Genomic DNA, 25,547 nt, shown 5'->3' with positions numbered 1-25,547 from the left:
GCGCAGGCGGTCGGGTGCGGTCGTCGCGACCCGGTGCCGGACGGGCGCGGCGCCGAACGCCTCGGCTCGTTCGGCGCCGCGCAGCCCGAGGGGTGCGCCACGGGGCACACCGGGTCAGCTGTTGCGGGCCTGCTGGCACGGCATGCAGAAGCGGGCGTGCGGCAGGATCTCCAGCCGCTCGGTGGGGATCTCCCGCTGGCACTGCTCGCACGTTCCGTAGCTGCCGTCGGTCATCCGCTTCAACGCTTCAGTGCTGTCGGCCACGGCCCGCTGAGTGGAGTTGATCAGAGCGGTGACGGTCTGCGGGTCCAGGCCGATCTGCTCGGGGTTCGTACGGTGCGCCCTGAGCTTGGTCAGTTCCGCGGTCTGCTGGTCGAGCTGGGCTTGCAGGACCTGCTGGAAGTTCTCTAGACGGCTGTTGCCAACGGTGGTCATGGCGCTCCCTTTCTCTGGAATACCAAGGCTGGTGGGGCCGCGGAGTGCGGCGTGGATGGGTCGAGGCGGACCGGTCAACGTCGGTGCGAGCCGGTCAGCGTGGGTGCGGGCCGGTCAGCGTCGGTGCGGCCCTCGGCGTATCGCCGCGAGGGCGGACAGACCGGCGCCGTGCACGGCGGCGATGCGAGGCCGCCTGGCCGACCGGACCGGTAGCCGCAGGGCGGCGGTGGTGCGGGCCACCAGTTCCGGCGCGATCGCGCCGCCGCCGACAAGGACCAGGCCACGGTGTACGGCGGCCCTGTCGACGTCGCGCGCGTGTGTGTCGCGACGTAGGTCCTGGACCAGGTCGGTGACGGTGTGCACGATGATGTCGTCGGCGGTGGGGCCGGTGAGGTCCCGGATCCCGATGTTGGCCTGGCGCGCCGCTATCAGGCCACCGTCGGCCAGGAGTGCGACCTCGATGAGCTGCGCGCCGATGTCCGCTATGAGCAGTGGACCCGGTGCCGCGCCTGCCCCGATCGCGGCGGCCCGGATGGTGGGCGTGACCAGCAGCCGGGACGGGTCGAAGACCGTACTGAGCAGCTCCCGCATCGCCTCGTCGTCGGCCGCCTTGCTCAGGACCGGTCGGCAGGCGACCACGACCGCGCCGGCGGGCAGCGGTCGCTGGTAGCGGGAGAGGATCCGCGCGAGCAGCGCCCGCAGGCCGGTCGAGTCGACGATGCGACCGCGCCGCATCAAGGGTCTGGGGTTGCTCAGGCTGTCGTTGAGGCTGGGCAACTGGACCAGTGGACGTCCCGAGGCCCAGATCCGGGTGTAGCCGCTGCCCAGGTCGATCCCGACCGCGGCCGGCTCGGTGTGGGTGGCGCTGGAGGTCGAAGGCTCGGTGCTCGCCAGGGTGGTCGAAGGCTCGGTGCGGAAGGCGGCCGCGTCGGACGCCGATTCCAGGGCGCCGCGTTGATCGACGATGCTCATCGTCAAGCCCCTTCCACGTCGAGTGCGATCGGTCGCCGGAGTTGACCGGGGAAAATGCGGGTAGCGCCGGTCGCCTGCCAGGTCATGGCAGGTGCGTCAGGGCGCTGTTGCTTAGCGGGTGGTGCCCCTGGGCGCGGTGCGGGCCACTACACGCACTCGGGCCGCCGGCCTGGCCTGCGCCGGATCGTCAAGACCTGGTGGCGCGAGCGGTGCACTGTCGGCCGGCGCATCGACGGCATGCGCGCGCAGGTTGGCGACGCCCAGATGATCGGTGACCCTGCCGGTCGTCATCACACCTCCTCGCACGTTCGCGACCAGATAGAACCTCGAGCATCCGCCGCTCGTGCCGCCGGAACACCGGTCGCTGTCGGTAACGTCTTCGTCTTCTTACTGCCGACGGCCGGCAAGGTAGCCTCGACTACCCGGAACAGGGGCCGCTGACAGAGAAGGCGGGGTCACGGCGACCAGCAGCGCCGCGAAGGCCACCCGGCCGATCACGGCCCAGGCAGGCAGTTGGTCCATGGCGACCGTGGCGTGCAGCACATCCGCCACCGAACGGGCTTCGGCCGGCAGCAACGCGACGGTGCCGAGCGCCGCCTCCGGCTCGGCCTGGTCGTAGAGGACCAGGACGTGTCGACCGTCGAGGTGCGTCACGATGCCAACCGGTTACCCTCCCACGTGGTCAGCACGTGAGAGATCCCCACGCCGGGCAGGCCAATGCGTTCCATCGTCATGGGCACTCCTGTTCAGGATCGGATGCGGTGGACCTGCGGACCGGACCGCATCGTGCTCGGTGGCGGTGGTTCCCCGTGCGGAATACGTCCAACCGGGTCTCTCGGGCGACGCGCTGGTTCGGGAACGGCTTCAGGCGCGGATCTCTTGGTCGGGCGGGAAGAGTGGCAGCGGCCCGGCGAGCGTCTCGGGCGGCTCGGAGCCGACCACGATCGCACCGCTGGCGAATCCCGTTCTACCGGCGCAGATCGAGCCTAAGCGGGCCCCCCGACGGCACCATCGGACGGCGCCGGAAGTCTAGTTCCGCTGTTCGTTGCCGGTCGTCAGCAATTGGGCTGGTGAACCGTACGGTGACGGCCGCTCCGCCGCTGGGTTCGTCGCGCCGAGGGCCCGGTCAGCTTGCCGACGGTCGGCATCACGCACGGCCGATCTCGTCTGGTGCCGCACCTCGCCGTACGGCCGCCGCACGGCGACGCTGGAGTCATGCACAGCCATCGTCAGCGACCCCGTACCGGCCGGGCCGGCCGTCGGCCGTCGGATCCGCACAGCGCGGCACGATCCGCCCGGATCCGCCGTTCCGGCTGGCTACTACTCGCGGTGGCGGTGGCGTTGACAGTGACCGGCATGCGGACCGGACACGGCTTCGTACTGGCGGCCGGGCTCGCGCTCGCCCCGGTCGGCCTGCACCTGATCGCTCGTACTCCAGGGGCGGCAGACCTGGTGGAGAGCGGCCGTACCACCCGCAAGAGCGGACCCGGCGACCGTGCGCGAACCGGTCCCGGCGACCCGCCCGGCCCGGTGCGATTCGCATACTCGCCCGGCCGGAGACGCGGACGGACCGGCGGAACAGGCGGCAGAAGTGTCCGGAAAGGACGGTGGGGCCGGCGCGACCGGCCACGGTACGGCCGTCGCCGGACCGAGATGAGCGGTCGCCGGACCAGACCGGTTCAGGCGGCACATCCGTGCTGACCGCCCGCTCGGCAGAGCAGGTGCCGAATCGTGCCCAGGCGTACGGCCAGGGCGAGCGCGGCGGCCACGGCGAAGCCGGGCCATGGCCGGCGCGACGGGCGCGCTGTCGGGCTATCCGTTGCGCTCGCATGGTTCGCAGAACTGCGCGTGCGGCTGGTTTCGCAACCATTCGATGCTGATCCTCGCCCGGCAACGGCCACAGGTGCCGTAGCTGCCCTCGGCCATCCGTTGCAGCGCGTGCGCGGTATCCGCTATCGCCTGCCGGGTGGCGGCGATCTGTGCGGCGAGGCCGGGGTCGTCGCGGCGACGACCGGGCGGACCACTCCGCACGGTGAGGTCGGCGAGCTTGTCGGTGTGCCGCTGGAACTGCGCCTCCAGGGTCTCGCGCAGCGCCTCGATCGGGTCGTACCCGGTGCGGGCCTCGATCGGGTCGTACGCGGTGCGGGTGGCCTTGCTCGGGTCGTACACGGTGCGGGTCATGACGCTCGTCCCTTCACCGGACTGGGCTTACGACGCGGGTTCCTTCCGTCGCGGCCGGGAGACGGCCGCCGCCACGCAGGGCCGACCCGCGACGCGGGGCCGGCAGGGCTGCCAGCCGAACGTGCACGCGCCCGCCCGATGACCGGGTGACGGAAACCGTCGCGAGAACCTGCCCGCGCGCCGTCCCGTCGAGCGGCCGGGCGCCGCGACAGACCCGGGGTCTGGCGCGGCCCCCGACGCTTGGCCAGGCCCGCGAACCGCGACCCGGCCGCTTTCGACGCCGACCGCTGGGGCCGGAGCCTCTGCTGGCTCCGCGCGTCCGGTGACGCCACCGGCGGCACGGTGCCCGGAGTAGTCGCCGGGGCAGCGGCTGACCCCGTCGTCAGCCGCTGCCCGGCCTGCCGCGCGGGCGCCCGCCCTGAAACTTGTCAACGCCCGCCGGCTCGCTTTCGCAGATCATTCGCCGTACGTCTGACTCCAAGCCTGCCCGTGGGCTGCCGGCACCGCACCGGCACCGGCCGGAAGCGTGCCGGGGCTGTCGTTGCCATACCTCGGCAATCGGCGGCTCGGGCCGCCCAGGCGGGCAGGGTCTGCCGAACGGGTCGGCTGCGGCGACGCGGTGGACCGGTCCGTGCCCTCAGTCGCGCAGCGTCGCGGCCACCGGGCCGCGCTCCGGCATCCGGGACGGTGCCAGCGCGTGTACCTCTCCTCGGTGGCGCAGCGTCGCCACCCAGGCCAGGTCGAGTTCGTCGGCCGGCTGCAACGTCTCGGCGAGCCGGACCAGCGGGCCGGCATCCACGCCGGTGGCGTGGCCGGGCGCGTCGGTGGAGAGAAACAGCGCCTCGACCCGGCCCTGCTGCGCGGCGGTGAGCACCTCGCGAGGGTCGACGGTGGTACGTCCGGTGCCGCGCAACCGTCGGTAGGTCGCCGCGGCGGCGGCCTCGTCGCGGCGCAGCATCGGCTCGACGAGTGCCCACGACCGCCGGTGCAGGACGTCCACGGGCATCCCACGCGGACTGCCGTCCACCCCGGTCGGCAACAGCCGTGGATAGGTGTTCGCCCTGCGGTACAGCGCCTGGAGGGAACGGACGCCGGCCAGGACGAGCGGCACCTGCCCCTGGTGGCAGAGGTCGCCGAGGGCCTGGTCGACCCGCTGGAAGTGCTGTAGCACCCGCTGCGTCGTCTCCTGGTCGCCACCGTCGTGGAACAGCGTCCCGCCACCCGCTCCGGCCCCACCGGCCAGGAACGCGTGGGCGTGCTGCTGCGGCCGGGGCATGGTCAGCCAGACCGCCAGCGGCAGACCTTCCAGGGCCACCTCGTCCAGGCCGCGACGGGTCCCCTCGAAGAGCCGGATCTCGTCGTGCGTGAGCGTGAGTACGCAGAACCGGCCGCTCGCGCTCAGCAACGGCAGCAGAGGCCGTACCACGAACCGGTCGCCGACGGTGACCAACTCGGGCAGCCGGAGCGGCACGCGCAACTGCCGGACCTCGTCCGGGCCGAGAAACACCGCCAGGCCGTCGCTGGGCTGGTCCCACGACCGGGGCAGGTCCAGCAGCTGCCACGCCGGTCCGAGCACGGCGTCGAGCCGTCCCACGCCGATACCGTCGGCGCGAAGGACCCGCTCGGTGTGCCGGAGCAGATTCCGCAGCCGGATCCGGTTCCGGACCGTCGCCGGCCCGCCGCGCTGGGTCGGCACGTACAGCGAGATTCGCAGGCCACCGCGGCTGCTCGCCAGCTCCGCGAGATCCGGCGCGGTCAGCAGATCCATCTCGGCTCCAGTCAGACAGTTCACGGGCGCAGCGAACCCCGGCCGCCGTGGCCGGCGCGGCTTCGGCTCCGGCGACCGGTCGTTACGTACCGGCGGCGAAGTCCGGCGCCCGGCACCCCGGTGCCACCCGGGCCGCGCCGGGCACGCCGGCACCGCTCGGGCCGGCTGGGACGGTGGGTGTCGTGGCTACGGCGTCGGGATCGACCTACCAGTTGGCCGGCGGGTCGCTGGCCGGGAAGGACTGCTCCCCCCACTGGTCGACGATGTCGACGGGCCCGCCCGGGGCGACCGGGGCAGGGGTCACCGGAGCGCCGTACGGCGCGTCGACGAGCGACGCCGGCACGCGCTGGCCGGATGGGCGTACCCGGTCGACGGGTGCCTGGGGCAGCGGGACGTGTGCTGGGGTAGCGGTGGCCACGGCTCGGCTGGTCATGTCATCTCCGTGTCTTCGATCCGCCGCTGTCGCCGTACGCGGCTACGTTGTGGTCGTACCCGGGACGCCGCAACCGGTGCGACCGGTTGATCGGTATCGGGCCGCCCTGCTGCCATCCGGCGGGTGACCCGTCGGAGGTCGGCGGCTTCGCCGCCGGTGGGACGTCGTCGGCGTCGTAGGTGATCAGGTCGACGACGTCGGTGACGCCGGGAACCATCGCGGTCATCGCGACCGCCGCCATCGCGGTCGTCCTGCGCCGGGTACGGCCGGTGAGGGTGACCCGGCCGTCGTCCACCTCGGCGCGGACGTCATCGGCGGGGATCATCAGGCCGCGCTGGAGCACCCGCTGGGTCACCTCGGCACGGATGACCGCGTCCAGTCGGTCGTGCACCTTCAACAGGTCGCTGCGGGTGACGATGCCCAGCAACCGGTTCCGGTCGTCGACGACCAGCAGCCGGCCGACCTCCCGGCGACGCATCAGCCGGCCCGCCGCCGCCAGGGACGCGTCGGGCGGGACGGTCACCGGTGGGGCGCTCATCACGTCCACCGCGTCCGTCTCGGGCCAGCGCAGCCGGGGGGACCGCAGGGGCCACCAGCGGCCCCTGGTGTCGTTTCCGGCCTCGTCGGTCCGCACGGTGTCGCGCAGGTCGGTCCAGGACACCACGCCGGTGACGGTGTCGAATCGATCGACGACCGGGACGGCGCTGATCTGCCGTTCGGTCAGCACGGACGCGATCTGCGCTACCGGCGCGTCGTCGCGCACCGTGATCACATCGGTGGTCATCACATCGCGTACCCGCCACTGCATGGTGCTCCTCCTGTCCGATCGATCAGGCACCGGAAGCGGTGTCGTCATCAGCAACTCCTGCCGGCGCCCCGCCAGCCGTGGTCGGCCGAGCCCCGCCAGCCGTGGTCGGCCGAGCCCCGCCACCCGGCCCGGGTGCGCCGCCCGGCCCGGGTGCGCCGCCCGGCCCGGGTGGGGCGGAGAACCCGGTTCCGTCGGGTCCGGGCAGTGGAGCCCGGCCCGGCGAGGACCGCACCCGCGCCGCCGCTCGGCCCGGGACCGGGTCGCCGGGGGCTCCGTCGGGTCGACGAGTGTCGTCCCGCAGCGCAAGGCGCGGCGGGCGGAACGGCGCGACAGATACGCACCAACCCAGTACGGCCACGATCGCGACCATCAGCACCCGGTCGAGCACGGCGTACCCGACGGCCAACATCCCCGCCAGCACCGCCGCGGCACCGGCCGCGAGGATCAGGGCGAACCGAAACCTCCCACCCACGAACAGCTCCTTGGATCACGGCGGGCGGCGCTCGCGGGCGTCGCCCACTCCCCGGCGCCTCGGTCCGGGGGCCGTGCCGTGTCTCCATGCTCGCCCGGCCCGACCGGCCCGGACAGGGCCGCGGCGCGCAGACACGATCAGGGTTAACCTGCCGGTGGTCGGCAACGAGACCAGGACGCCGGTGCGGCGGTCACCGGACGCAGACCCTCTTCTGACGGTACGACCGTCCGAAGGCGCAGGTACGGAGCGCGCTCGGCCGGCGGGGCCGTCGTCCGGCGGGTACCCTCGGCGGGTGTTCTCGCCCCAAGGCCCGTCTCTGCGCGAACTCTGGGTCCAGGCGATGTCCTCGGTCGAGCGCGGCTACGACCTGCTGGCCCCGAAGTTCGACCACACCCCGTTCCGCACCCCGGAACGGATCCTCGACGCGAGCGCCCACGCGCTGGCCGAGCTCGGGCCGTTCGACGACGGGTTGGACGTCTGCTGCGGTACCGGCGCGGGTATGCTGGTGCTCAGGTCCGTCTGCCGAGCTGGGATCACCGGCGTCGACTTCAGCGCCGGCATGCTCGCGCAGGCCCGGATCGCGCATCCGGACGCCTCCTGGGTACGCGCCGACGCCCGGGCGCTGCCCTTCGCCGAGGGCTTCGACCTGGCGGTCAACTTCGGGGCGCTCGGGCACTTCCTGCCCGCCGAACGACCTGCCCTCTTCGAGGGGGTGTACCGGGCACTGCGTCCGGGCGGGCTCTTCACCTTCGCGATCAGCACACCGTCGCCGCCGACCTCGGTCTGGCACTGGGCGACGCTCGGATTCGACCTGGCGATGCGGGTCCGCAACGCCGTGTGGCGCCCCCCGTTCGTCATGTACTACCGCAGCACGCCGCTCCGCGCACTCCACGACGACCTGACCGCGGCTGGCTTCGTCACGACGGCCGTGCCCCTGGCCGTCCTGGGCCGGCACCGCAACGGCAAGCCCCGGTACCAGCTCTTCCTCGCGCGAAAGCCCGCGGACCCGCGCTGATCCCCGCCGCGGGGTGCCGGCTCCGCTCCCCCCACTCGTGGCGGTCGGCACCGCACCGCACGGGTGATGTTCGGCGCGCCGGACGTCGGGGTAATGGGACAGGCGTTCGAGAAAGAGGAGATGAGCACCGTGACCGATCACAACCCGGAGAAGGACCCCGAGCAGTGGGTGACCGGCGACGAGCCGCCGACCGGACCGCAGGAGTCGTACCTGGCCACCCTGGCCCGCGAGGCTGGCCGGGATGTGCCGGACAACCTGACCAAGGCGGAGGCCTCGCAGCTCATCGACGAGTTGCAGGAGCAGACCGGCCGCGGCGGCCGCTCCTGACCCACCCGCTCGCCGACCCGACCGTGCACCGGAGGTGGGCCTGGACGGGCCGAGCCCCGTCCGGGCCCACCGCCCCGGACCCCGACGCTTCGCATGGTCGTCACCGCCGCCGGGCAATACGGATCATGAAAAGGTCACGGCAACGGAGGTTCGCTGATGGTCGACAGCATGGTCCGGGCGATGACGTGGAACATCTGGTGGCGGTTCGGACCGCGCTGGCGTGACCGACAGCCGGGCATCCGCGCGACGCTGGAACGGTTTCGCCCCGACGTCGTGGCGCTCCAGGAGGTCTGGGCCGGTGCTGGCACCACCCAGGCACACGAGCTGGCGGACGCGCTGCGGATGCACGCCGTCTTCGCCGCACCCTCCTACCCACCCGCGCCGAGGGACCCGGACGCGGCCGACCAGGACGACATCGATCTCGGGATCGCGGTACTGAGCCGGTGGCCGATCCTCGATCACGAGGCGCCGGTGATGCCGGCCCGGCACCGCAGCTGGGATCCGGTCGCGCTCAGCGTCCGGGTCGACCACCCTGCCGGCCCGCTGCCCGTCGTGGCGGCCTGCCTCGACTACGGCGTCCCGTACACCGACGACCGCATCGCGCAGGGGGCCTTCGTGGCAGATCTCGCCACCGACCCCCGCTTCGACGGCCCCTGCCCGGTGCTGCTGATGGGCGATCTCAACGCGGCCGTCGACTCCCCGGTGCTGCGGCCGGTACGGGACGTGCTGACCGACGCCTGGAGCGCCGGCAACGGAGCCGCCGACGCGGTCACCCTGCCGTCGACCCATCCGTCCGCGCCGTTGGAGGCCGGACCCCAGATGATCGACCAGCGCATCGACCACATCTTCTTCCGCCCCGGCCGCGAGGACCAGCAGGTGCTGGTCGAGGGGGTGCGGCTGGCCGGCGAGCCGGTCGAGGGCGTCCATCCCTCCGACCACCGGGCGGTGGTCGCAGACCTGCGCTGGCGCGGCTGACCAGTGCGGCGGCAGGCACCGGTAACTGCCAGATCAAGATCGAGCCGGAACAATACCAACAGGACGAATGCGTTGGTACTGTGCGGCAGTGTCTCCCCCGCTAGCTGCCGAACGCGCCCCGGCCGGCGCCACCGCGGATCCCCCCACACCAACCCGCGGCCGGCCACGACGTGAGGCTTCGCTCTCCTGGCTGCTGTTACTGCCGTCGGTCGTGGTCTTCGCGCTGTTCATCTTCTGGCCCCTCGCCCGCACCTTCTACCTCTCCGCGCACGGCAACGACATCTTCGGTGCGCCGAGTGCCTATGTCGGTCTCGACCACTACACCGAGATGCTGTCGGGCGAGTTCGGCGAGGTACTGGCCACGACGGCGCTGTTCACGCTGATCAGCGTGCTGCCCGCGGTGATCGGCGCGCTTGTCGTGGTACTGCTGCTGGAGGCGCGGCTGCGCGGCGTACGGGTGCTGCGGACCGCCTTCGCCCTCCCGTTCGCGTTCTCCGTGGCGACCGCGTCGGTGGTCTTCGCCGTCATCTACAACCCGGCGATCGGGATCGCGAACGGCCTGCTCGGAGCGGTCGGGATCGACCGGGTCAACTGGCTCACCGACCCGTCGATCGCGCTGCCCGCCGTCGGTCTGGCCACGGTCTGGATGAACCTCGGCTACAACGTGCTGGTGCTCTCCGCCGGGGTCGCGGCGATCCCGCCCGAGGTGGTGGAGGCGGCTCGGCTCGACGGCGCCACCGGCTGGCGGCTGGCCACCGGCATCACCATCCCGCTGCTCTCCCCGCAACTCTTCTTCCTGGTCGTGGTCTCCACGATCCACGCGTTGCAGAGCTTCGGTCAGATCCACATCCTCACCAAGGGCGGCCCGGACGACGCGACCACCACCCTGGTGTACTCGATCTACGAACGGGCGTTCGCCTTCGGAGCGTCCGACTTCGGCGGGGCGAGCGCCCAGGCGGTGGTACTGCTGGTGATCATGCTGATCTGCACGGCGATCCAGTTCGGCATCCTGGAGCGGCGGGTGCACTACCGATGAGAAAACCGAACCCCGGCCGGATCGTCGTCTACGTCGTCCTCGGGCTGGCGCTGATCCCGGTGCTCTTCCCGGTCTACTACGCGTTCGCCGGTGCCGTGATGGGCCCCGGTGACCTGGCCAGTTATCCGCCGGCGCTGGTGCCGAGCGCCCTGCACTGGGCGAACTTCGGCGACGTCTTCCGCTCGGTGCCACTGGGCCGGTTCTACCTCAACTCCGCCGTACAGGCCGGCGTGATCACCCTCGCCCAGGTGGTGACCAGCATCCTGGCCGCGTACGCCTTCGCGTTCCTGCGAATGCCGGCGAAGGCCGTGACCTTCGGTCTCTTCCTGGCCACCCTGATGGTGCCGTGGGAAGCGATCATCATCCCGAACTACCTGGCGATCTCGGACTGGGGGCTGACCCGGGGCGGCTTGACCTACCTCGGGCTGGTCCTGCCCTTCCTCGCCTCGGCGTTCGGCACCTTCCTGCTGCGCCAGGCGTTCCTCCAGTTCCCGGCCGAGCTGCGGGACGCGGCGGTGATCGACGGCTGCGGCCACTGGCGGCTGCTGTGGCGGGTGGTCGTACCGCTCTCCAAGCCCTCGATCGCCGCGGTCGGGGTCTACGTCTTCCTCTCCGCCTGGAACCAGTACTTCTGGCCCCTGATCCTGATCCGGGACGCCGAGTTCCAGACCCTCCAGATCGGCATCTCGCAGCTCAACGACGCCGAGGCGGCCCAGCCCGGCCTGGTCCTGGCCGGCGTCGCGCTCTCCCTGCTCCCCACGTTGGCCGTGGTCGTCTTCGGCCAGCGGTACATCGTGCGCGGACTCACCGCCGGCGCACTGCGGTAAGCCCCCGACGAGGACCATCGCATCTCTCAAAAGGAGTAGAAATGGCAAATTCGCGGCTACGCCGGACGGGTGTGGCGGCCGTCGCCCTGCTCGTCGCCACCGCGCTGGTCGGCGGGTGCGGCTCGGGCTCCGACGAGGGCGACTCGGCCGAGGCTCTGAACGCACCGGGCGCCGAGGTGCTCGACAATGCCGACGGCAAGACGACCGTCGAGTTCTGGCACGCCATGAAGGGCGCGAACGCCGCCGCGGTCGACAAGCTGGTCGCCGACTTCAACGCACAGAGCGGCGGCAAGGTCGAGGTCAAACCGGTCTTCCAGGGCAGCTACGACGAGACGATCGCCAAATACAAGGCGTCGGTGCAGCAGAAGAACACCCCGGCCCTGGTCCAGGTCTACGACATCGGCAGCCGGTTCATGGTGGACTCCAAGCAGGTCGTCCCGATGTACAAGTTCATCGAGAAGGACGGCTTCGACACCGCCGACATCGAGCCGAACATCGCCAGCTACTACTCGGTCGAGGGCAAGCTCTGGTCGATGCCATTCAACTCCTCGACCCCGCTGCTCTATCTGAACAAGGAGGCGTTCGAGCGGGCCCGGCTCGACCCGACCAAGCCGCCGAAGACCCTCGCCGAGATCGGCGAGCTGGCCAGGCAGCTCACCGTCAAGGACAGCAGCGGCAAGACCATCCAGTACGGCTTCGGCGCGGCGATCTACGGCTGGCTGCTCGAACAACTCCTCGCCACCGACGGCAAGGAGTACTGCGACAACGGCAACGGGCGGGACAAGCTCGCGACGAAGGTGCAGTTCGACCAGGCCACCGGCGTGCAGGTGGCGCAGTGGTGGGCCGACCTGGTCCGCAACGGGTACGCGACGAACACCGGCCGGAAGACCGACGACGCCCAGGCCGCCTTCAAGGCCGGTACGGTCGCGATGCACCTCGAATCGACCAGCGTGCTGCGCGGGTACGTCGACGCCGCCAAGGGCCGGTTCACCGTCCTCACCGCGCCGTACCCGAAGGTTTCCGACGCCTCCGCCGGTGGACCGATCATCGGTGGCGCCTCGCTCTGGATCAACGGTGTCGGGCACAGCGACGCCGAGAAGCGCGGAGCCTGGGAGTTCGTGAAGTTCGCCTCCGGGGCGGCCCAGCAGGCCCAGTGGCACACCGGGACCGGCTACGTGCCGATCAACCCGAAGGCCCTGGAGGAGCAGATCGACAAGGACTGGGTGGCCCAGTACCCGCAGTTCCGGACCGCGGTCGACCAGTTGCACGCGCTCCCGCCGTCGGTCGCCTCCGCCGGCTGCCTGCTCGGGGTGATGCCGCAGGCGCGCAAGGCCTCCGAGGACGGCCTGGAGGCCGCGATCGTCGGCGCGAAGCCGGCCGAACAGGCGTTGAAGGACGCCGCGGCGAGCGTCCAGCCGGAGATCGAGAGTTACAACAAGTCGGTCGGCTGAGTTCGTCGGTGGCAGTGACGAGGGCCGGCGGGCGGCCGGCGGGCAGGCCGCGACCTGTCTCGACGGTCGTCCGCCGGCCCACTGCCCCGGCGGCCGCCGATCTCCCGCCCGGTCGTCGGCGGCGGCGGAACCCGCCGACCGGACCTGTCGGGCAGGCGCGGCTGCGGGGGTACGCACGGTAAATTCGGGCTCGGGCGAGTTCGCGGCCTTACCTGTCACGATCGTTCGTGGAGCTGAGATGACCTATTCGGGGTCGATCATCCGGGAGAGCCTGGAGAGACTCGACGTACTGGCCGAGGTCAGCGTCACCAACACCGTCGTCGAAGAGGTGACGGAGGCGCACCGGACGCCGTGGCTCACGGTCTGGACCCGCCACGACATCGAGGTCGACGACGAGCGCGTGGACGAGGTGGCGCAGCGGATCAGCGAGGCCATCGACCCGGCTCACCCCGGCAGTTGGTACGTCGACTTCAGGTCACCGGACGCGCACTACGTGATCTTCCGGCACCGGGTGTTCCGGGTCGACCCCTCGACCTCCGGATACGAGCAGGTCAAGGAGTACGGGGCCCGGCTGGGAATTCCCGCCAGCCAGCTCGATTTCGCATAGCGGAGGCGGATGGTGAACGCACCGACCGAACCACCCTGACCGGGCACCCCACGGGGCGGCGGTGGCGATCTGTCTCGACGACGCGTACGCCATCGCGCTGCGGGCCGTCGCCTCGGCGGCCGGCGTGCACCTCACCGTCCGCTCGGCGGAAAGCACCCTCGACGTACTGACGACGGACACCGAGGTGTGGGCCGGATCGTTGGGACTCGACATCGGCGTACGGTCCGGCGGCGCCCGCAGCGCGGCACCACAGCCGAGGCCCTCCGGCCCGGCCTGAGCAGCGTCGACCGGGGCGGGCCGCATCCGGCCTCGGCCCTCAGCTCGACGGGTGGAGCGTGCTTCGCCATCGGCCCTCCGAGTCCGGCCCTGTGCCGTCCGTGGTCGTCCCGTCGGCCGCCCCCGCCACGCCCGAGTCGGCCGAGGGCCGCGCGGTCGCCGGTCACCCGTCCGCGACACGTGACCGGCACGCCGGACAGGATCGGCCACAGCCGGTGCCGCCGCCGGGTTCCGGTAGGTCGAGGGTTCGCCACAGTCGTGAGCTGTCGTACCAGTGGTCGGTGAAGAGCAGCCGCAGTTGCCGGGGCGTGAACGGGGCGGGGAGCCGCCGTTCGGCCTCGTCCAGGCTGATGCTCTCGGCCGGAAGTGGGTTGTTGGCATGGCGGGTGACCAGGTCCCGGACCCGTACCGGACACGGATCGGTGGCGTGGTAGACCCCGCCGGGCGTCAGCGGGGTGCGGGTGGCGGCGGTGGCGATGACCGTGCCGAGGTGCTCGACCCGGATCGTGGAGAGCCAGGCCCGACCGTCGTCGACCCAGGCGCCCAGCGCGCGTACCAGGTCGAGCAGCGTCGGCAGGAACCAGGTGTCGCCCGGGCCGGTGATGAACATCGGACGGAACACGACGCCGCCCGCGGCGCGTACCAGCCGTTCGGCGTCGTACCGGGAGCGGCTGGTGGGGGAAACCGGTCGAGGGTCGAGCTGGTCCTCGGTCGGGCCCCGGTGCACCCCGTCGCCGTAGACGGCGGCGGTGCTCAGGGCGAGGATCCGGCGTACCCCGGCGCGACGCGCCTCCGCGAGCAGTGCGGCGGTGCCGTGGTGGTTGACCAACTGACAGGTCTCCTCGTCGCCGCCGATCCGGGCCGCCAGGTGCACGACCGTCTCCACTCCGTCGCAGATGCCGTGCAGCGACGAGGGTTGCCCGAGGTCGGCGGGGACCAGCCGCACGCCGTCGCCGCCCACGATCTCGGGTGCACGGCGGTGCACGAGGAGGCGGACGCGTCGGGCCTGCACCGTGGTGAGCAGTGCCCGCAGCGTGGCGGCGCCGACGAAGCCGGTACTCCCGGTGAGCAGGATGCCGCCACTCACCAGGGCCACCCGACCTCTTGGACCGCGAGGGCCTGGACGATCAGCCCGAGGTAGAACCAGGCCAGGAATCCCCTTGCCGGCGCGGTCGGCCAGACCGGTACGGACCGGGAGAGGAACCGCTCGCCGCCGGCCCACAGGAAGCCACCGGCGGAGAGCGGAAACCATGCCGCGAACGCCGCGAGACCCTCGGCCCGCCAGGGCCGGAACATCACCAGGGCGATCGCCACCGCCCCGAGTGCGGAACCGATCGCCAGGCCCGCGCTGCCGCGTCCGCCGACGACGTTGGAGTAGTAGTTCGGTTCGTCCCGAGGGGTCCAACTGGTCTTCCGGGCGAACTCGAAGTGCAGGAAGACGGCGGCGAACATCAGCAGGACCGGTACGGCGTGCCAGGTCGGTTCGGCGTCGGTGCGGATCAACAGGGCCAGCCAGATGTAGCCACTCACCAGCAGTTGACCCGGATAGCTGACCGTCAGGTTGAGGAAGAGCCGCGCGCTGGCCCGGGGCGCCGCGCGTTCCCATCCGACGAGCAGACAGACGTAGCCGAGGTTGAGCAGCGACCAGCCGGCGAGCCAGGGGGAGATCGCCAGGTTGACGGCGACGACGGCCAGTCCGCAGGCCACCGTCGCCGCACGCACCTCGCCGAGCCGTACCGCGCCCCGGGGCAGCGGCCGGTCCGGGTGGTGTTCACGGTCGTACGCCAGGTCCTTCTGCTCGTCGACGATCCGGATGAAGAGCAGCGTCATCAGCACCGAGGCGATCTCCACCAGGAGGTACGGGCTGAGCTGCCACCGCCCGATGTTCGGCTGGACCAGCGAGATCGAGCCGTCGAGGGCGAGGACCCAGAGCACCGCGTAGCTGCCGTAGATCCGCACCGGGAAGCGTTCCCGGGCGAAGGAGAGCAGCCGGCCTGCCGCACCCGTCATGTTCTCCGTCATGCCTGCCGTCATGCCTGCCGTCATGCCTCCTCCAGAAGCGTCACGGTGCCCTCGGCGCCATCGATCTCGATGGGGGCGCCGTCGGGAATCCGGTCCGTCGCGCCGGGTACCGACACGACGGTCGGGATGCCGAACTTGCGGCCGGTGATGGCCGTGTGCGAGAGCATGGTGCCGCGCTCGACCACGATGCCCCGGGCCGACATCATCAGGAAGAGCCATCCGGGATCGGTCTCCCGGGCGATCAGGATCATGTCGTCGCACGCGTCCACCCGGGCGTGCGGGTCCCGGACGACCCGGGCGGTGCCACGGACCCTGCCGCTGCTGGATCCCAGCCCGCGCAACTGCGCCCGCCCGCCGGCACCGTCGCCGTTGACCGGGGTCGGGTCACGGCCGGGATCGGGCCAGGTGTCCCGTACCGGCCCCATGGTGGCGAAGTGCATCGGCAGTTCCGGCCCCGAGCGTTCGTACTCGGCCCGGCGCACCGCGACGAGTGCGTCGAGCTGGTCGGTCGACCCCGTACCGTCGAAGTACCCGAAGATCTCGTCCTGGGTCAGGTGCACGACATCGGCCGGATCCGCGAGCACTCCCCGGGCGGCCAGGGCGTCGCCCAGCGCCGAGAAGGTGCGTTTGGCGTAGCCGAACAACTCGCTGCGGGAGTAGCGGGAGTCCTCCCGGTACCGGATGTAGCGCCGCTGGCGGGCCAGCAGCACCGCGAGGATCAACCGCCGGGGCGAGCCGGTTCCGAGGAGTTCGGCGAGCCGGCGGTCGCCCCGGTCGCGGGCGGCGCGCTCGGCGTCCCGCAGCCCGGCGACCGTCATGCTCTGTTCCGCATACGACCGGACGACCCGGACCAGTTGCTCGGGCCGCTGCCGGGGGTTGGCCTGCTCCAGCTTCAGTTCGTGCAGTCCCCGGTCGCCGTAGCGCTCGACGTGCTCGTGCAGCCGGAGCACGAGCGCGTCACCGTACGCGCCGCCCGCCATCGCACGCCACACCTCGTCGTCCGGGCCACGGGCGACCGCCGCCGCCAACCGGGGGTCCGCCCGGACCCGCTCGGCGATGTCGACAATGGACATGAGCGCCCGGATGCTCTGGTTCTCCTCGTCGCCGCAGAGCAGGTCGCTGAGCAGTCCGGGGTCGGCGTCCGGCAACCAGCGTGCGAAGAGCGCCGTGGTCGCACCGGCGGTGCTGGTCAGCAGGAGGTCGTTGACCAGCGTCCGGCCCCAGTGCCGGCCCACCTCCGCCCAGACGTGGTGGAAGTCGTCGATCAGTCCGAGCGGGTCGGTCGAGTCGAGTGGGCAGCCCCGGCGCGGTCCGGCGACCCCGGCCCACCAGCGCCCGAAGTCGCGCATCGCCCGGTCGTGGGTCACCGCCAGTCCGGCCAGCCGCAGTCCGGCCAGCACCGACCGGTAGATGCCGGTCGGGGTACCCGGAAGCCGGTCGCGCCGGGCGTCCGGTGCCGTCCGCTCCAGGCCCATCATCCGCTCCCAGGCCGCCCGCCAGAGGGGAAAGAGCGCGGTGCCGCGGTGCAGGCGGTACCAGGCGGAGAGCGAGTAGTAGATCCGGCCCCGCAGCCGCCCGATCATGCGGTCGAGATCGGGCTCGCGGCGGCGAAGCTCGGCGGCGCTCACCCCGAACCGGCGGTAGAGGTCGGTGAAGATGGCCCGGTAGAACCGCTGCGCGAAGGAGTATGTGAGGACCGTGCTGACCCCGGGAAAGCTCTCGGTGATGTTCGCGTTGCTCCAGAGTCGCTGCCGCGCCCAGTCGAGCACGATCGGCCGGCTCTGCAACACGTGCACCCGCCCGTCCGCGGTGATGGTCCCTTCGATGTCCTGTGGTACGCCGAATAGGTCCTCGATGCGGTGGCCCAGCCGGACCAGTTCGGTCAGCCGCGACCCGCGCAGCACCGGGCCGGGTGCCTCGGCGCGCTCGGCGACGTGCGACCGGACCTCGCCGGTGGCCCGGTCGACGAAGTAGTGGTCGACCGGCACCTTCTCCTGGACGATCCCCTCGCCGATGCCATGTCCCGCCGCGATGACGGTGTCCCGGCTGCCGAGGCGGGGGTCGGCGGTGAAGAGCACGAACGACCGCTCCCCGAACACCATGCGCTGGACACCCACCGCCATCGCCACCGCCGGTCGACCGGTGCCGGCGGGTCCGGCCCGACCGCCGGCCACGGCGTGCCGGTACAGCAGGCTCTCCGGGTTGAAGGCGGACGCCCAGCAGTGTCGGACCCGCTCCAGCAGCCGGTCCCGGGTCACGTAGAGGAAGCTGTCGCTGAGCCCGGCGAACGCGTCGTCGGTGGAGTCCTCGCTGTCGCCGGGAGCTGCCCCGACCGCCGACGCCCGGACCGCGACGGCCGCGTCCGGGCCGAAGGTGGTGTCGAAGGTGCGCAGTGTCGCGGCGGCGAGGTCGGCGGGGATGGTGGCGTCGGCGACCAGGCTCCGCAGTGCGGCGGCGTGCTCGGCCAGGCTGGCCGGGTCGGAGTAGTCGATCCGGCCCAGCCGGTCGGTGATCTCCGGCTGGTGGGGACGCAGGATCTCGGTGTAGCAGCGGGTGGAGAGGCAGAAGAACGGCGGGACGGGCAGGCCCGCTGCGGCCATCTCGGCCTGGCGGGCGAACTTCGGTCCGACGGCGGCCACGGCCCGCAGGTGCCGTCCGGTGACGATCCGGCGCATCGGCCTCACCACACGAACGGCACGAGGCGGCGCAGCCCGGTCGCGTACCCCGCGTATTCGGTGGTGTCGAGGAGGAGCCGCTCCTCGACCAGGATCCGCACCACCACCGCCGGCGCCAGGAGTACGACCAGGGCGGCGGCGCTGGCGTTGCTGAGGAAGAACAGCACGAAGGCCAGGTGTGCCAACAGCATTCCGGCGTACGCGGGGTGCCGGACGAGCCGGTACGGGCCGGTGCGCACGATCTGGTGGTCGGTGACGGTGCGGACCTTGTGGCTGTAGAAGCGGCCGAGCGTCCGGATCGCCCACAGCCGGAGCGCGACACCGCCGACGAAGGGCACCAGCAGCAGGGGCATCCAGGGCCGGTACGAGTCCCAGCTGGGCGGGATCAGCAGCGCCGCGAGCACGAGGACGACCCGGGCGAGCCCGTAGAGCAGCACGGTGCCCCGGTCGGTCGTCCGGGGGTCCTCCCGGGCGCTGCGTACCGTGACGTGCGCCTCCAGAACCAGCCAGACCAGGTAGCCGGCCAGGAAGAACACGGCCACCCGGTACTGCGGCGATGACCACCGGGTGAGCGCGTGCACCAGGGCCAGGCTGGTGGTGAGGCCGATGACGCCGAGTGCGATGACCGGAAAGCGGCGTAGCGCGCCGGTCATCGGACGACCTCGGCCGGTGCCCGGAGGATGTCGTCGAGAAGCTCGTTCGCCATCCGCTTCTCGATCGCGGTGAACGAGGTCGCGTTCATCGCGCTGAACGTCATCGTGCACTGGGCCGCGCGGGCGCCGTTCTGCACGATGTCGACGCTGACGTCGAACCGTAGGCGGTCCGGTCGCCGGGCGTCCAGCCGGTCGACCGTGTAGAGCACCGTGGCGTCGACCGGGAAGAGGAACCGGTCGAACCGGGTGGTCCAGGAGTGCAGCAGGTACTGCAGACCCGGGCCGGACCGCTCGGCGGCGTAGAACCCCTCGGTCACGGCGAGGATCATCTGCCGAGCCGCCTCGTTGATCACCATCCCGGAGACGTGCCAGCCGCTGACGTGGTCGAGCACCAGCTCGTTGTCCACGTCGATGGAGAGCCGGGCCCGGAACCGCTCCGGCTCGATCCGTTCCACGTCGGCGAGCAGGACGTTCTCCTGTCGCCGCTTGTGCACCCGGGACGGGTGCACCACGTCCCGCTGCCGGTCCGGGATGGTGATCCGGCCGGTGAGGCCGCGCCGGGACAGCTCCTGCTCGATCCGCTCCCGGGCGGTGCCGTCCAGGCACTGGCCGAGGATGATCTGTCGTCGCTCCTGCGGGTCGTCGTATCGGCCGCCGCGAAGTTCGGCGAGGAACTGGGACAGCCCACGGACGTCGGGACGGTTGGTCGAGGTGGCGAAGCGGTCGCCGACCACCAGCATGCGCTGCATAGGATTCCCCCCTGATCTGTCTGGAGCGCAGAGGATCCGCCAGCCGGTGCGGAAGCGTCGTGGCCGGTGTCTGCAAAGGTGTCCTGGGTGCATGCCTCCGCCGGCCGCAGCCTCGGCTCGTCGCTGGCGCGGGCACGCCGCACCGTCGCCTCCGAGGTCCATGGCGTCTGCGACTGATAGTAGTCGATCTGTGACGAGGCGTCGAGTGTGGACGGTGACCCGAAGCCGGACGTACCGGAGCGGCCGGTCGTCGCCGCACCTCACACCCACCGCCCGCCCGGCTCCGAGCAACGCCCGCCGCGACGACGGCTGTCGATAGAATTCGGGCCCATGGAGGGATCCCTCGTACCCGGTGAGATCGGTTCGTCACTGCACGGCGTCAGAACCGGCGAGCGTACGGTGGCGCTGACCTTCGACGACGGGCCGCGCAGCGGTGACACCGACCCGGTTCTCGCTCAGCTCGCACACGCCGGCGCGTACGCGACCTTCTTCACCCTCCTCGTCCGGGTCCGCCGCGAACGGCTGCTCCTCGCCGAGATCGTCGCCGCCGGGCACGAGGTCGCGCTGCACGGCTTCGACCACCGTCGACTCACCCGCACCGACCCGGCGGTGGTGCCGGCGCTGCTCCGCGACGCCCGCGCCGAACTGGAGGACCTCACCGGGCTACCGGTCCGGTTCTTCCGCCCTCCCTACGGCGCGCAGAACACCCTGGTCTGGCAGGCGACCGTGGATGCCGGGCTGGTCCCGGTGGTGTGGCAGCGGGAGTGCCGCGACTGGGACACGGTCGCCCCCGACCTGGCGTTCGCGGAACTCGACCACCTCCAACCCGGCATGGTCGTGCTCGCGCACGACACCGTCGCGCTCCCGGACGACGGCGCCGAGCCCTTCGACCCGCCGGCCGTCGACCGGGGCGCGGTCACCGCCGCCATCCTGTCCCGGATCGGCGCGCAGGATCTGGTCCCGACGTCGCTCGGACGCGCGCTGAGCACCGGCACCCCGGACTGGCGCGTCTGGCTCGACACGTCGGCTGCCGCAGCGCTCCCGCTGGCTCCCGTCGGCGAGGCCGAATAGGCCGACCCGGGTCCGGGAATCCGGGCGCCACGTCCGAGGTACGCCGACGGCGGCGTCGACGGCCCGTGCGCCCGAGGCTAGCCGAGCCCTGTCCGCGACCCCGCCGTCGCCGTCTCGGTCGAGCCCGCCGCGAACGCCGCGCCGAGATCGCCGGTACGCATCGCCGGGACGAGCCGCCGCAGCGCGTCCACGGTCATCGGCGTCGGGTTGTTCGCGCGCGGGTACTCCGCGGCACACCGCTGCGCGATCCGGTCGTCCGCCTCCGCGCCGATGCCCAGCTCCGCGAGGGTGCTCGGCAGTTCCAGCCGACCGAGCAGGGCCCGGACCGCCTCCGCCGCGTCGAGCAGGTCGTCGCCGCGGTCCGAGCTGAGGGCCCGGGCGAGGGTACGGGCACAGTCCGGCTCGAGCCCACCGGCGTTGAACGCGATGCAGTACGGCAACGCCAGCCCCGACGAGACGCCGTGCGGTACGGACCGCTCGTGCGCGACGCAGTACGCGAGCGAGTGCCCCAGCAGCACACCCGCGTTGAGCGCCTGACCCGACAGGTGCGACGCCCAGAGGCAGGCGGCCCGGGCCTCGACGTCACCGTGGCAGGCCGCCTCCAGGTTCCCGACCAGCAGGGCGATCGCCGCCCTGGCGTGGTGCACCGTCATCGGCGAGCGGTCGGTGGACATCAGCGACTCGGCCGCGTGCGACAGCGCGTCCATCCCGGTGATCGCGACGATCCGTCCGGGCAGCCCGTCCAGCAGCGCCGGGTCGAGCACGACGGCCGTGCCGACGTACCCGGGGGTGGCCGAGATGCGTTTCGCCCCGGCCACCGTCACCATCGCGGCCCGGGTCGCCTCGGAGCCCGTACCGCAGGTCGTCGGCACCATGACGAGCGGAGCGACGCCGCCGGGCGGCGCGACCGGGCCGAGCCAGTCGGCGGCGCCGCCGTCGTTGCGCAACAGCAGCGCGACCATCTTGGCGGCGTCCAGCACGGAGCCGCCGCCGACCGCGACGACGACGTCCGCGCGGACCTCCCGGGCCCGCGCCGCCGCCCGGTCGATGCGGTCGTCGTCCGGTTCGGCGCCGAACCCGCCGACGACCGTCACCCGGTACCCGGCGTTCAGCGCGTCCAGCATCGACCCGAGTAGTCCGGCGCCCGCGACGACGTCGTCGACCGCGACGAGCACCGAGGCGCCGTCGGGCAGGTGCAGCCGGGACGACAGCACCCGGGCGACCAGCGCGGAGCTGCCCCGGCCGCTGACCACCGTGGCCGGCGAGACGAACTCGGCGGTCGAGCCGCTCGCCGGTAGGAACACCGTCTCCATCAGGACTCCCCCAGTTCACCGGATCCGGCCGGTACGGCCCGGTCCGCCTCCGCCCGGACGCGGGGTTCCCGCGCCGGATCCGCCGCCCCGGGAACCGGCGGCTGCGGCCGACGGGCTCCCGAGTACAGGTCGCCGATGCTGTCCCGGTCGATGGCGCTCGTCGGGCCGTGCCAGACGATCCGCCCGCCGTTCAACACGTGCAGGTACGAACAGGTGCGCTCGACGACCGAGAAGTTCTGTTCGACGAGCAGGACGGTGATGCCGCGCTCGTTCAGGGTGCGGATCGCCGCCACCAGCTCGGAGATGAGCTTCGGCGACAGCCCGGCCGTGGGCTCGTCGAGCAGCAGTACGTCGCAGGTCGCCATCAGCCCGCGGGAGACCGCGAGCATCTGGCGCTGGCCGCCGGAGAGGTTGCCCGCCGGGTCGCCGAGCCGGTCCGCCAGTACCGGGAAGATCTCCAGCACCGACTCCCGCGCCTGCTCGTACGGGGTGGCCCGCCGGCCGGTGAGCCAGGATAGCCGCAGGTTCTCGGCGACCGACAACTCCAGGACGGCGGCCCGCTCCTGCGGCACCATCGCCAGGCCGAGCCGGCGCCGCCGGGCCGGGGAGAGCCGGCTGGCGACCTGTCCGCCGATCGACACCTCGCCGGTGGTCCGGACGAAACCGGCGGCGGCCAGCAACAGCGTCGACTTCCCGGCCCCGTTCGGGCCCAGCACCCCGACCGCGCTGCCCCGCTCGACCCGGAGCGAGACGTCCTTCGCGGCGGCCACCGCGCCGTGGTAGGCGGAGAAGCCGGTCAGCTCCAGCGCCGCCGGTTGTCGGGTCGGATCGTCACTCATCGCGCCACCTCACCCAGGTACCGTTCGCGGACCTCGTGCGAGTCCAGGACCGTGGCCGCGTCCCCACGGGCGAACTCGGCCCCCTGGTCCATCGCCACCACGGTGTCGGCCAGCGACCGGACCAGTTCGAGGTTGTGCTCCACCAGCAGCGCGGCGACCGAGGCGGACCTCAGTTTGTCGATCTCGGCCGCCAGCCGCTGCTGCTCCACCGAGGAGAGTCCGGCGAACGGCTCGTCGAGCAGCAGCACCCGGGCGCCGGAGACCATCGCCCGGGCGATCTCCACGAGGCGCTGCTCGCCGAGGCTGAGTTCGCCCGGACTGTCCTGGGCGAGCCGGTCGAGCCCGAGCGCCGCGAGTGCGGTGACCGCCCGGTCGCGCCGCTCCCGGGCGCCCCGGGACAGCCCCGGCCCGCCGAGCAGCTCGAACCAGCGGCGGCGCACGTCGCCGGCGACCGAGCCCATCGCGACGTTCTGCCAGACCGTCAGCTCCGGGATCAGCCGTGGCGTCTGGAAGGTACGCACGATGCCGAGCCGGCTGCGCTGCGGCGGCGACAGTCGGGTCAGGTCGACGACGTCGTCGCCGTACCGGACGGAGAGCGCCGCCACCGTGACCGGCACGAACCCGGAAAGGCCGTTGATCGCGGTGCTCTTGCCGGCGCCGTTCGGCCCGATCAGGGCCAGGATCTCGCCGCCGGTGACGTCGAGGCTGAGCCGCGCGACCGCGACGACGCCGCCGAACCGCACGGTCATCTCGCGTACGGAGAGTCGAACGGTGTTCATCCGGTGCTTCCTCTCAGCGCGTGGATCCGCCCGCCGACCCAGGTCACGAGCTGGCTGAGCCCGCGCGGCATGAACAGTGCCACGAAGGCGAGCGCGACGCCGTAGAAGACCAGCCGGTATTCGGCCAGCGGCCGGAGCAGCTCGGGCAGGGTCACCACGACCACCGCACCGAGCACCGGCGCCCAGCGCCAGCCCCGGCCGCCGATGATGGCGATCGCGATCAGCCGGATGGAGGTCTCCAGCGACATCTGGTCCGGCCCGATGTAGTGCACGAGCTGGGCGAGGAAGGCGCCCGCGATGGTGACCGGCACCGAGCTGATCATGAAGGCGAGGAGTCGTATCCAGGCCACCGAGAGGCCGAGCGACTGGGACGCGGGTACGTCGAACCGGGTGGCCAGCATCGCGGCCCCGAGCGGTGACTCCCGCAGGCTGCTCTGTAGGTAGTACGCGACGGCGAGCACCAGGCCGGACATCACCAGTACCTGCCCCGGACCGGCGAATCCCGGTACGGCGATCTGCTGGATGCCGCTGATCCCGGCGTACCCGCCGGTGAGCGGGGTCGCGTTCTGCACCACGACGACCGACAGCAGGCCGATGGCCAGGGTCGTGATGCCGAAGTAGTAGCCGACGACCCGCAACGTGACCAGCACGATCAGCGCCGCCACCACCAGCGAGACGAGGATCGGGACCAGCACCGCCAGCGCCGGCGAACCGGACTCGGTCAGCCTCGCCCAGCCGTACGCGCCGATGGCGAAGAAGACGACGTGGCCGAGCGAGACCAGTCCGGTGTACCCGACGAGGATGTTCAGCCCGACGCCGGCCAGGGCGAAGATCGCGGTCATCGCCGCGATCTGGGCCTCGTGCGGGCCCAGCACCGCCGCGAGCGCGACCGCACCGGCCGCGATCGCCGCCGCCTCGCCGAGGTGCACGCCCTGCCGGGTCGCCCGTGCCGCACCGCGTGCCGCCGCCATCAGACCACCCTCGCCTTGACGCCCCGGCCGGCCAGGATGCCCTGCGGCAGCACCAGCAGCACGGCCATGATGATCAGCGGCGCGATCGCCTGCCGGGCGGCGGTGTTGAGGTATCCCGCCGCGTAGTTCTCGGCGAGGCCGATGATCACGCCACCCACGACGGCGCCGTACGGGTGCCGGAGCCCACCGATCATCGCGGCGGCGAAGCCGCTGATCGTCAGCGCCACACCCATGCTGGCGCTGACCAGCAGCACGGTGCCCAGCAGTACGCCCGCGAACACCCCGACGATGCCGGCGAAGACCCAGCCGACCACCGTCAGGCGGGCGACCTGCACCCCCGACAGCCGCGCGGCGTCCACGTCGGCCGACATCGCGCGCATCTGCAACCCGATGTCGGTCTTCCGGTAGAAGACGAAGAAGGCGGCCATCAGCAGCCCGGCGGCGAGCAGGATCGCGAAGTAGTCGAACGAGATGCTGAACGACTCCAGCCTGACCGCCTGGGCGGTGACCGGGCTCGCCAGCCGGTACGTCTCGGAGCCGAGCACGTTGTTCGCGAGATTCGCCAGTACCGTCGAGACGCCGATCGTGCCGACGATGATCAGGTCGATGTCCCGACGCCGGGCCATCGCCGGCCGGACGAAGAGCAGCCCCAGCAGCACGCTGGCGACCAGCACCACCGCGACCGCCTCCAGGAAGCCGCTGAGGTATCCCCCACCGGCGGTGGTGCGGACGGCGACGAAGAGCGCCGCGAGCATGACGATGTCACCCTGGGCGAAGTTCAGCACGCCGGTGCCGTTGAACAGCGTCGAGATGCCGAGTGCCACCAGCGCGTAGCCGCAGCCGATGCAGAGCCCGATGATCGTGAAATAAAGTAGCTCAGTCATCTCCGGTG

27 protein-coding genes are annotated in these 25,547 nt (G+C 72.0%); 9 read left to right on the top strand and 18 right to left on the bottom strand.

Features of this window, described 5'->3' with window-relative positions; translation table 11 throughout:
• Nucleotides 1-114: 114 nt before the first annotated feature.
• From C6361_RS21630 to C6361_RS21605, 8 genes are all read right to left on the bottom strand, one after another.
• On the bottom strand, nt 115-435 hold the full coding sequence (locus tag C6361_RS21630; protein WP_107258859.1) for a TraR/DksA C4-type zinc finger protein: 321 nt from the start codon (nt 433-435) through the stop codon (nt 115-117).
• Nucleotides 436-549: 114 nt separating this feature from the next.
• A complete protein-coding gene (locus C6361_RS21625) occupies nt 550-1,407 on the bottom strand; it encodes a rod shape-determining protein (protein WP_107268811.1) in 858 nt (285 codons plus the stop codon).
• A 111-nt stretch (nt 1,408-1,518) separates the two neighbouring features.
• Nucleotides 1,519-1,698, bottom strand: a complete 180-nt coding sequence (locus C6361_RS37105) for a hypothetical protein (RefSeq protein WP_159079414.1) — start codon at nt 1,696-1,698, stop codon at nt 1,519-1,521.
• A gap of 96 nt (nt 1,699-1,794) precedes the next feature.
• Nucleotides 1,795-2,061, bottom strand: coding sequence for a hypothetical protein (locus C6361_RS21620; protein ID WP_107268810.1), 267 nt, complete (start codon nt 2,059-2,061; stop codon nt 1,795-1,797).
• Between the two features lie 1,158 nt (nt 2,062-3,219).
• Nucleotides 3,220-3,588, bottom strand: a complete 369-nt coding sequence (locus C6361_RS21615) for a conjugal transfer protein TraR (protein ID WP_107268809.1) — start codon at nt 3,586-3,588, stop codon at nt 3,220-3,222.
• A gap of 637 nt (nt 3,589-4,225) precedes the next feature.
• Entirely contained in the window at nt 4,226-5,356 is a 1,131-nt protein-coding gene (locus tag C6361_RS21610) for a hypothetical protein (protein ID WP_107268808.1), read from the bottom strand.
• 205 nt (nt 5,357-5,561) lie between these two features.
• Nucleotides 5,562-5,789 (bottom strand): hypothetical protein, encoded by a 228-nt coding sequence (locus C6361_RS37100; RefSeq protein ID WP_159079413.1) that lies wholly within the window; start codon nt 5,787-5,789, stop codon nt 5,562-5,564.
• Between the two features lies 1 nt (nt 5,790).
• On the bottom strand, nt 5,791-6,645 hold the full coding sequence (locus C6361_RS21605) for a CBS domain-containing protein (RefSeq protein ID WP_159079412.1): 855 nt from the start codon (nt 6,643-6,645) through the stop codon (nt 5,791-5,793).
• A gap of 716 nt (nt 6,646-7,361) precedes the next feature.
• Between C6361_RS21605 and C6361_RS21600 the strand changes: the two genes are divergently transcribed.
• The 8 genes from C6361_RS21600 (at nt 7,362) to C6361_RS21565 (ending at nt 13,584) form a co-directional block, all read left to right on the top strand.
• Nucleotides 7,362-8,084: a class I SAM-dependent methyltransferase gene (locus tag C6361_RS21600; RefSeq protein WP_107268806.1), complete on the top strand. Its 723-nt coding sequence runs from the start codon at nt 7,362-7,364 to the stop codon at nt 8,082-8,084.
• 120 nt (nt 8,085-8,204) lie between these two features.
• Nucleotides 8,205-8,411 (top strand): DUF3072 domain-containing protein, encoded by a 207-nt coding sequence (locus C6361_RS21595; protein ID WP_107271086.1) that lies wholly within the window; start codon nt 8,205-8,207, stop codon nt 8,409-8,411.
• Nucleotides 8,412-8,567: 156 nt separating this feature from the next.
• Complete coding sequence (locus C6361_RS21590; RefSeq protein WP_107268805.1) at nt 8,568-9,386, top strand: endonuclease/exonuclease/phosphatase family protein; 819 nt, start codon at nt 8,568-8,570, stop codon at nt 9,384-9,386.
• A gap of 211 nt (nt 9,387-9,597) precedes the next feature.
• Nucleotides 9,598-10,422 (top strand): carbohydrate ABC transporter permease, encoded by an 825-nt coding sequence (locus tag C6361_RS21585; protein ID WP_199853037.1) that lies wholly within the window; start codon nt 9,598-9,600, stop codon nt 10,420-10,422.
• Entirely contained in the window at nt 10,419-11,249 is an 831-nt protein-coding gene (locus tag C6361_RS21580) for a carbohydrate ABC transporter permease (RefSeq protein ID WP_107268803.1), read from the top strand. The genes C6361_RS21585 and C6361_RS21580 overlap by 4 nt, the downstream gene beginning before the upstream one ends.
• A 41-nt stretch (nt 11,250-11,290) precedes the next feature.
• The gene (locus C6361_RS21575; protein ID WP_107268802.1) at nt 11,291-12,700 is read left to right on the top strand and encodes an ABC transporter substrate-binding protein; all 1,410 of its coding nucleotides are present in this window, start codon (nt 11,291-11,293) and stop codon (nt 12,698-12,700) included.
• 238 nt (nt 12,701-12,938) lie between these two features.
• Nucleotides 12,939-13,307, top strand: coding sequence for a hypothetical protein (locus C6361_RS21570; protein ID WP_107268801.1), 369 nt, complete (start codon nt 12,939-12,941; stop codon nt 13,305-13,307).
• Between the two features lie 61 nt (nt 13,308-13,368).
• Nucleotides 13,369-13,584 (top strand): hypothetical protein, encoded by a 216-nt coding sequence (locus tag C6361_RS21565; protein WP_107258841.1) that lies wholly within the window; start codon nt 13,369-13,371, stop codon nt 13,582-13,584.
• 162 nt (nt 13,585-13,746) lie between these two features.
• On the opposite strand, the gene C6361_RS21560 is transcribed toward C6361_RS21565, so the two are convergent.
• Genes C6361_RS21560 through C6361_RS21540 form a run of 5 tightly spaced genes read right to left on the bottom strand, consistent with a single transcriptional unit; the run spans nt 13,747 to nt 19,682 of the window.
• The gene (locus C6361_RS21560) at nt 13,747-14,679 is read right to left on the bottom strand and encodes an NAD(P)-dependent oxidoreductase (protein WP_159079411.1); all 933 of its coding nucleotides are present in this window, start codon (nt 14,677-14,679) and stop codon (nt 13,747-13,749) included.
• Nucleotides 14,667-15,629 (bottom strand): hypothetical protein, encoded by a 963-nt coding sequence (locus tag C6361_RS21555; RefSeq protein ID WP_107268799.1) that lies wholly within the window; start codon nt 15,627-15,629, stop codon nt 14,667-14,669. Before C6361_RS21555 ends, C6361_RS21560 begins: the two co-directional genes overlap by 13 nt.
• Nucleotides 15,626-18,280, bottom strand: coding sequence for a PEP/pyruvate-binding domain-containing protein (locus tag C6361_RS21550; RefSeq protein ID WP_107268798.1), 2,655 nt, complete (start codon nt 18,278-18,280; stop codon nt 15,626-15,628). The genes C6361_RS21555 and C6361_RS21550 overlap by 4 nt, the downstream gene beginning before the upstream one ends.
• 5 nt (nt 18,281-18,285) lie before the next feature.
• Nucleotides 18,286-18,933: an isoprenylcysteine carboxylmethyltransferase family protein gene (locus C6361_RS21545; protein WP_107268797.1), complete on the bottom strand. Its 648-nt coding sequence runs from the start codon at nt 18,931-18,933 to the stop codon at nt 18,286-18,288.
• On the bottom strand, nt 18,930-19,682 hold the full coding sequence (locus C6361_RS21540; RefSeq protein ID WP_159079410.1) for an AfsA-related hotdog domain-containing protein: 753 nt from the start codon (nt 19,680-19,682) through the stop codon (nt 18,930-18,932). Before C6361_RS21540 ends, C6361_RS21545 begins: the two co-directional genes overlap by 4 nt.
• Nucleotides 19,683-20,012: 330 nt before the next feature.
• Here C6361_RS21540 and C6361_RS21535 point away from each other — a divergent pair, with 330 nt between their 5' ends.
• Nucleotides 20,013-20,753, top strand: a complete 741-nt coding sequence (locus C6361_RS21535) for a polysaccharide deacetylase family protein (RefSeq protein WP_107268795.1) — start codon at nt 20,013-20,015, stop codon at nt 20,751-20,753.
• A 77-nt stretch (nt 20,754-20,830) separates the two neighbouring features.
• Here C6361_RS21535 and C6361_RS21530 read toward each other — a convergent pair whose 3' ends face one another.
• Genes C6361_RS21530 through C6361_RS21510 form a run of 5 tightly spaced genes read right to left on the bottom strand, consistent with a single transcriptional unit; the run spans nt 20,831 to nt 25,539 of the window.
• The gene (locus tag C6361_RS21530) at nt 20,831-22,066 is read right to left on the bottom strand and encodes an iron-containing alcohol dehydrogenase family protein (protein ID WP_107268794.1); all 1,236 of its coding nucleotides are present in this window, start codon (nt 22,064-22,066) and stop codon (nt 20,831-20,833) included.
• Nucleotides 22,066-22,905 (bottom strand): ABC transporter ATP-binding protein, encoded by an 840-nt coding sequence (locus tag C6361_RS21525; RefSeq protein WP_107268793.1) that lies wholly within the window; start codon nt 22,903-22,905, stop codon nt 22,066-22,068. The genes C6361_RS21530 and C6361_RS21525 overlap by 1 nt, the downstream gene beginning before the upstream one ends.
• Nucleotides 22,902-23,684, bottom strand: a complete 783-nt coding sequence (locus C6361_RS21520) for an ABC transporter ATP-binding protein (RefSeq protein WP_107258834.1) — start codon at nt 23,682-23,684, stop codon at nt 22,902-22,904. Before C6361_RS21520 ends, C6361_RS21525 begins: the two co-directional genes overlap by 4 nt.
• Nucleotides 23,681-24,655 carry a branched-chain amino acid ABC transporter permease gene (locus C6361_RS21515; RefSeq protein WP_107258833.1) on the bottom strand — a complete coding sequence of 325 codons (975 nt, stop codon included), beginning with the start codon at nt 24,653-24,655 and terminating at the stop codon, nt 23,681-23,683. Before C6361_RS21515 ends, C6361_RS21520 begins: the two co-directional genes overlap by 4 nt.
• Entirely contained in the window at nt 24,655-25,539 is an 885-nt protein-coding gene (locus C6361_RS21510; protein WP_107258832.1) for a branched-chain amino acid ABC transporter permease, read from the bottom strand. Before C6361_RS21510 ends, C6361_RS21515 begins: the two co-directional genes overlap by 1 nt.
• Nucleotides 25,540-25,547: the final 8 nt, after the last annotated feature.

Origin of the sequence: Plantactinospora sp. BC1 (genome assembly GCF_003030345.1) — a bacterium.
GTDB lineage: Bacteria > Actinomycetota > Actinomycetes > Mycobacteriales > Micromonosporaceae > Plantactinospora.
Note: the sequence above shows the minus strand (reverse complement) of the source record. Positions and strands in the feature narration are given on the sequence as shown.

Excerpts from the sequence above, each read along its gene's own strand:
- C6361_RS21595 (WP_107271086.1), top strand. The coding sequence starts at position 8,205 with ATGAGCACCGTGACCGATCACAACCCGGAGAAGGACCCCGAGCAGTGG.
- C6361_RS21540 (WP_159079410.1), bottom strand. The coding sequence starts at position 19,682 with ATGCAGCGCATGCTGGTGGTCGGCGACCGCTTCGCCACCTCGACCAAC.
- C6361_RS21610 (WP_107268808.1), bottom strand. The coding sequence starts at position 5,356 with ATGGATCTGCTGACCGCGCCGGATCTCGCGGAGCTGGCGAGCAGCCGC.
- C6361_RS21515 (WP_107258833.1), bottom strand. The coding sequence starts at position 24,655 with ATGGCGGCGGCACGCGGTGCGGCACGGGCGACCCGGCAGGGCGTGCAC.
- C6361_RS21525 (WP_107268793.1), bottom strand. The coding sequence starts at position 22,905 with ATGAGTGACGATCCGACCCGACAACCGGCGGCGCTGGAGCTGACCGGC.
- C6361_RS21575 (WP_107268802.1), top strand. The coding sequence starts at position 11,291 with ATGGCAAATTCGCGGCTACGCCGGACGGGTGTGGCGGCCGTCGCCCTG.
- C6361_RS21555 (WP_107268799.1), bottom strand. The coding sequence starts at position 15,629 with ATGACGGCAGGCATGACGGCAGGCATGACGGAGAACATGACGGGTGCG.
- C6361_RS21570 (WP_107268801.1), top strand. The coding sequence starts at position 12,939 with ATGACCTATTCGGGGTCGATCATCCGGGAGAGCCTGGAGAGACTCGAC.
- C6361_RS21630 (WP_107258859.1), bottom strand. The coding sequence starts at position 435 with ATGACCACCGTTGGCAACAGCCGTCTAGAGAACTTCCAGCAGGTCCTG.
- C6361_RS21520 (WP_107258834.1), bottom strand. The coding sequence starts at position 23,684 with ATGAACACCGTTCGACTCTCCGTACGCGAGATGACCGTGCGGTTCGGC.
- C6361_RS37100 (WP_159079413.1), bottom strand. The coding sequence starts at position 5,789 with ATGACCAGCCGAGCCGTGGCCACCGCTACCCCAGCACACGTCCCGCTG.
- C6361_RS21545 (WP_107268797.1), bottom strand. The coding sequence starts at position 18,933 with ATGACCGGCGCGCTACGCCGCTTTCCGGTCATCGCACTCGGCGTCATC.
- C6361_RS21530 (WP_107268794.1), bottom strand. The coding sequence starts at position 22,066 with ATGGAGACGGTGTTCCTACCGGCGAGCGGCTCGACCGCCGAGTTCGTC.
- C6361_RS21605 (WP_159079412.1), bottom strand. The coding sequence starts at position 6,645 with ATGACGACACCGCTTCCGGTGCCTGATCGATCGGACAGGAGGAGCACC.
- C6361_RS21615 (WP_107268809.1), bottom strand. The coding sequence starts at position 3,588 with ATGACCCGCACCGTGTACGACCCGAGCAAGGCCACCCGCACCGCGTAC.
- C6361_RS37105 (WP_159079414.1), bottom strand. The coding sequence starts at position 1,698 with ATGACGACCGGCAGGGTCACCGATCATCTGGGCGTCGCCAACCTGCGC.
- C6361_RS21510 (WP_107258832.1), bottom strand. The coding sequence starts at position 25,539 with ATGACTGAGCTACTTTATTTCACGATCATCGGGCTCTGCATCGGCTGC.
- C6361_RS21580 (WP_107268803.1), top strand. The coding sequence starts at position 10,419 with ATGAGAAAACCGAACCCCGGCCGGATCGTCGTCTACGTCGTCCTCGGG.
- C6361_RS21535 (WP_107268795.1), top strand. The coding sequence starts at position 20,013 with ATGGAGGGATCCCTCGTACCCGGTGAGATCGGTTCGTCACTGCACGGC.
- C6361_RS21590 (WP_107268805.1), top strand. The coding sequence starts at position 8,568 with ATGGTCGACAGCATGGTCCGGGCGATGACGTGGAACATCTGGTGGCGG.
- C6361_RS21550 (WP_107268798.1), bottom strand. The coding sequence starts at position 18,280 with ATGCGCCGGATCGTCACCGGACGGCACCTGCGGGCCGTGGCCGCCGTC.
- C6361_RS21625 (WP_107268811.1), bottom strand. The coding sequence starts at position 1,407 with ATGAGCATCGTCGATCAACGCGGCGCCCTGGAATCGGCGTCCGACGCG.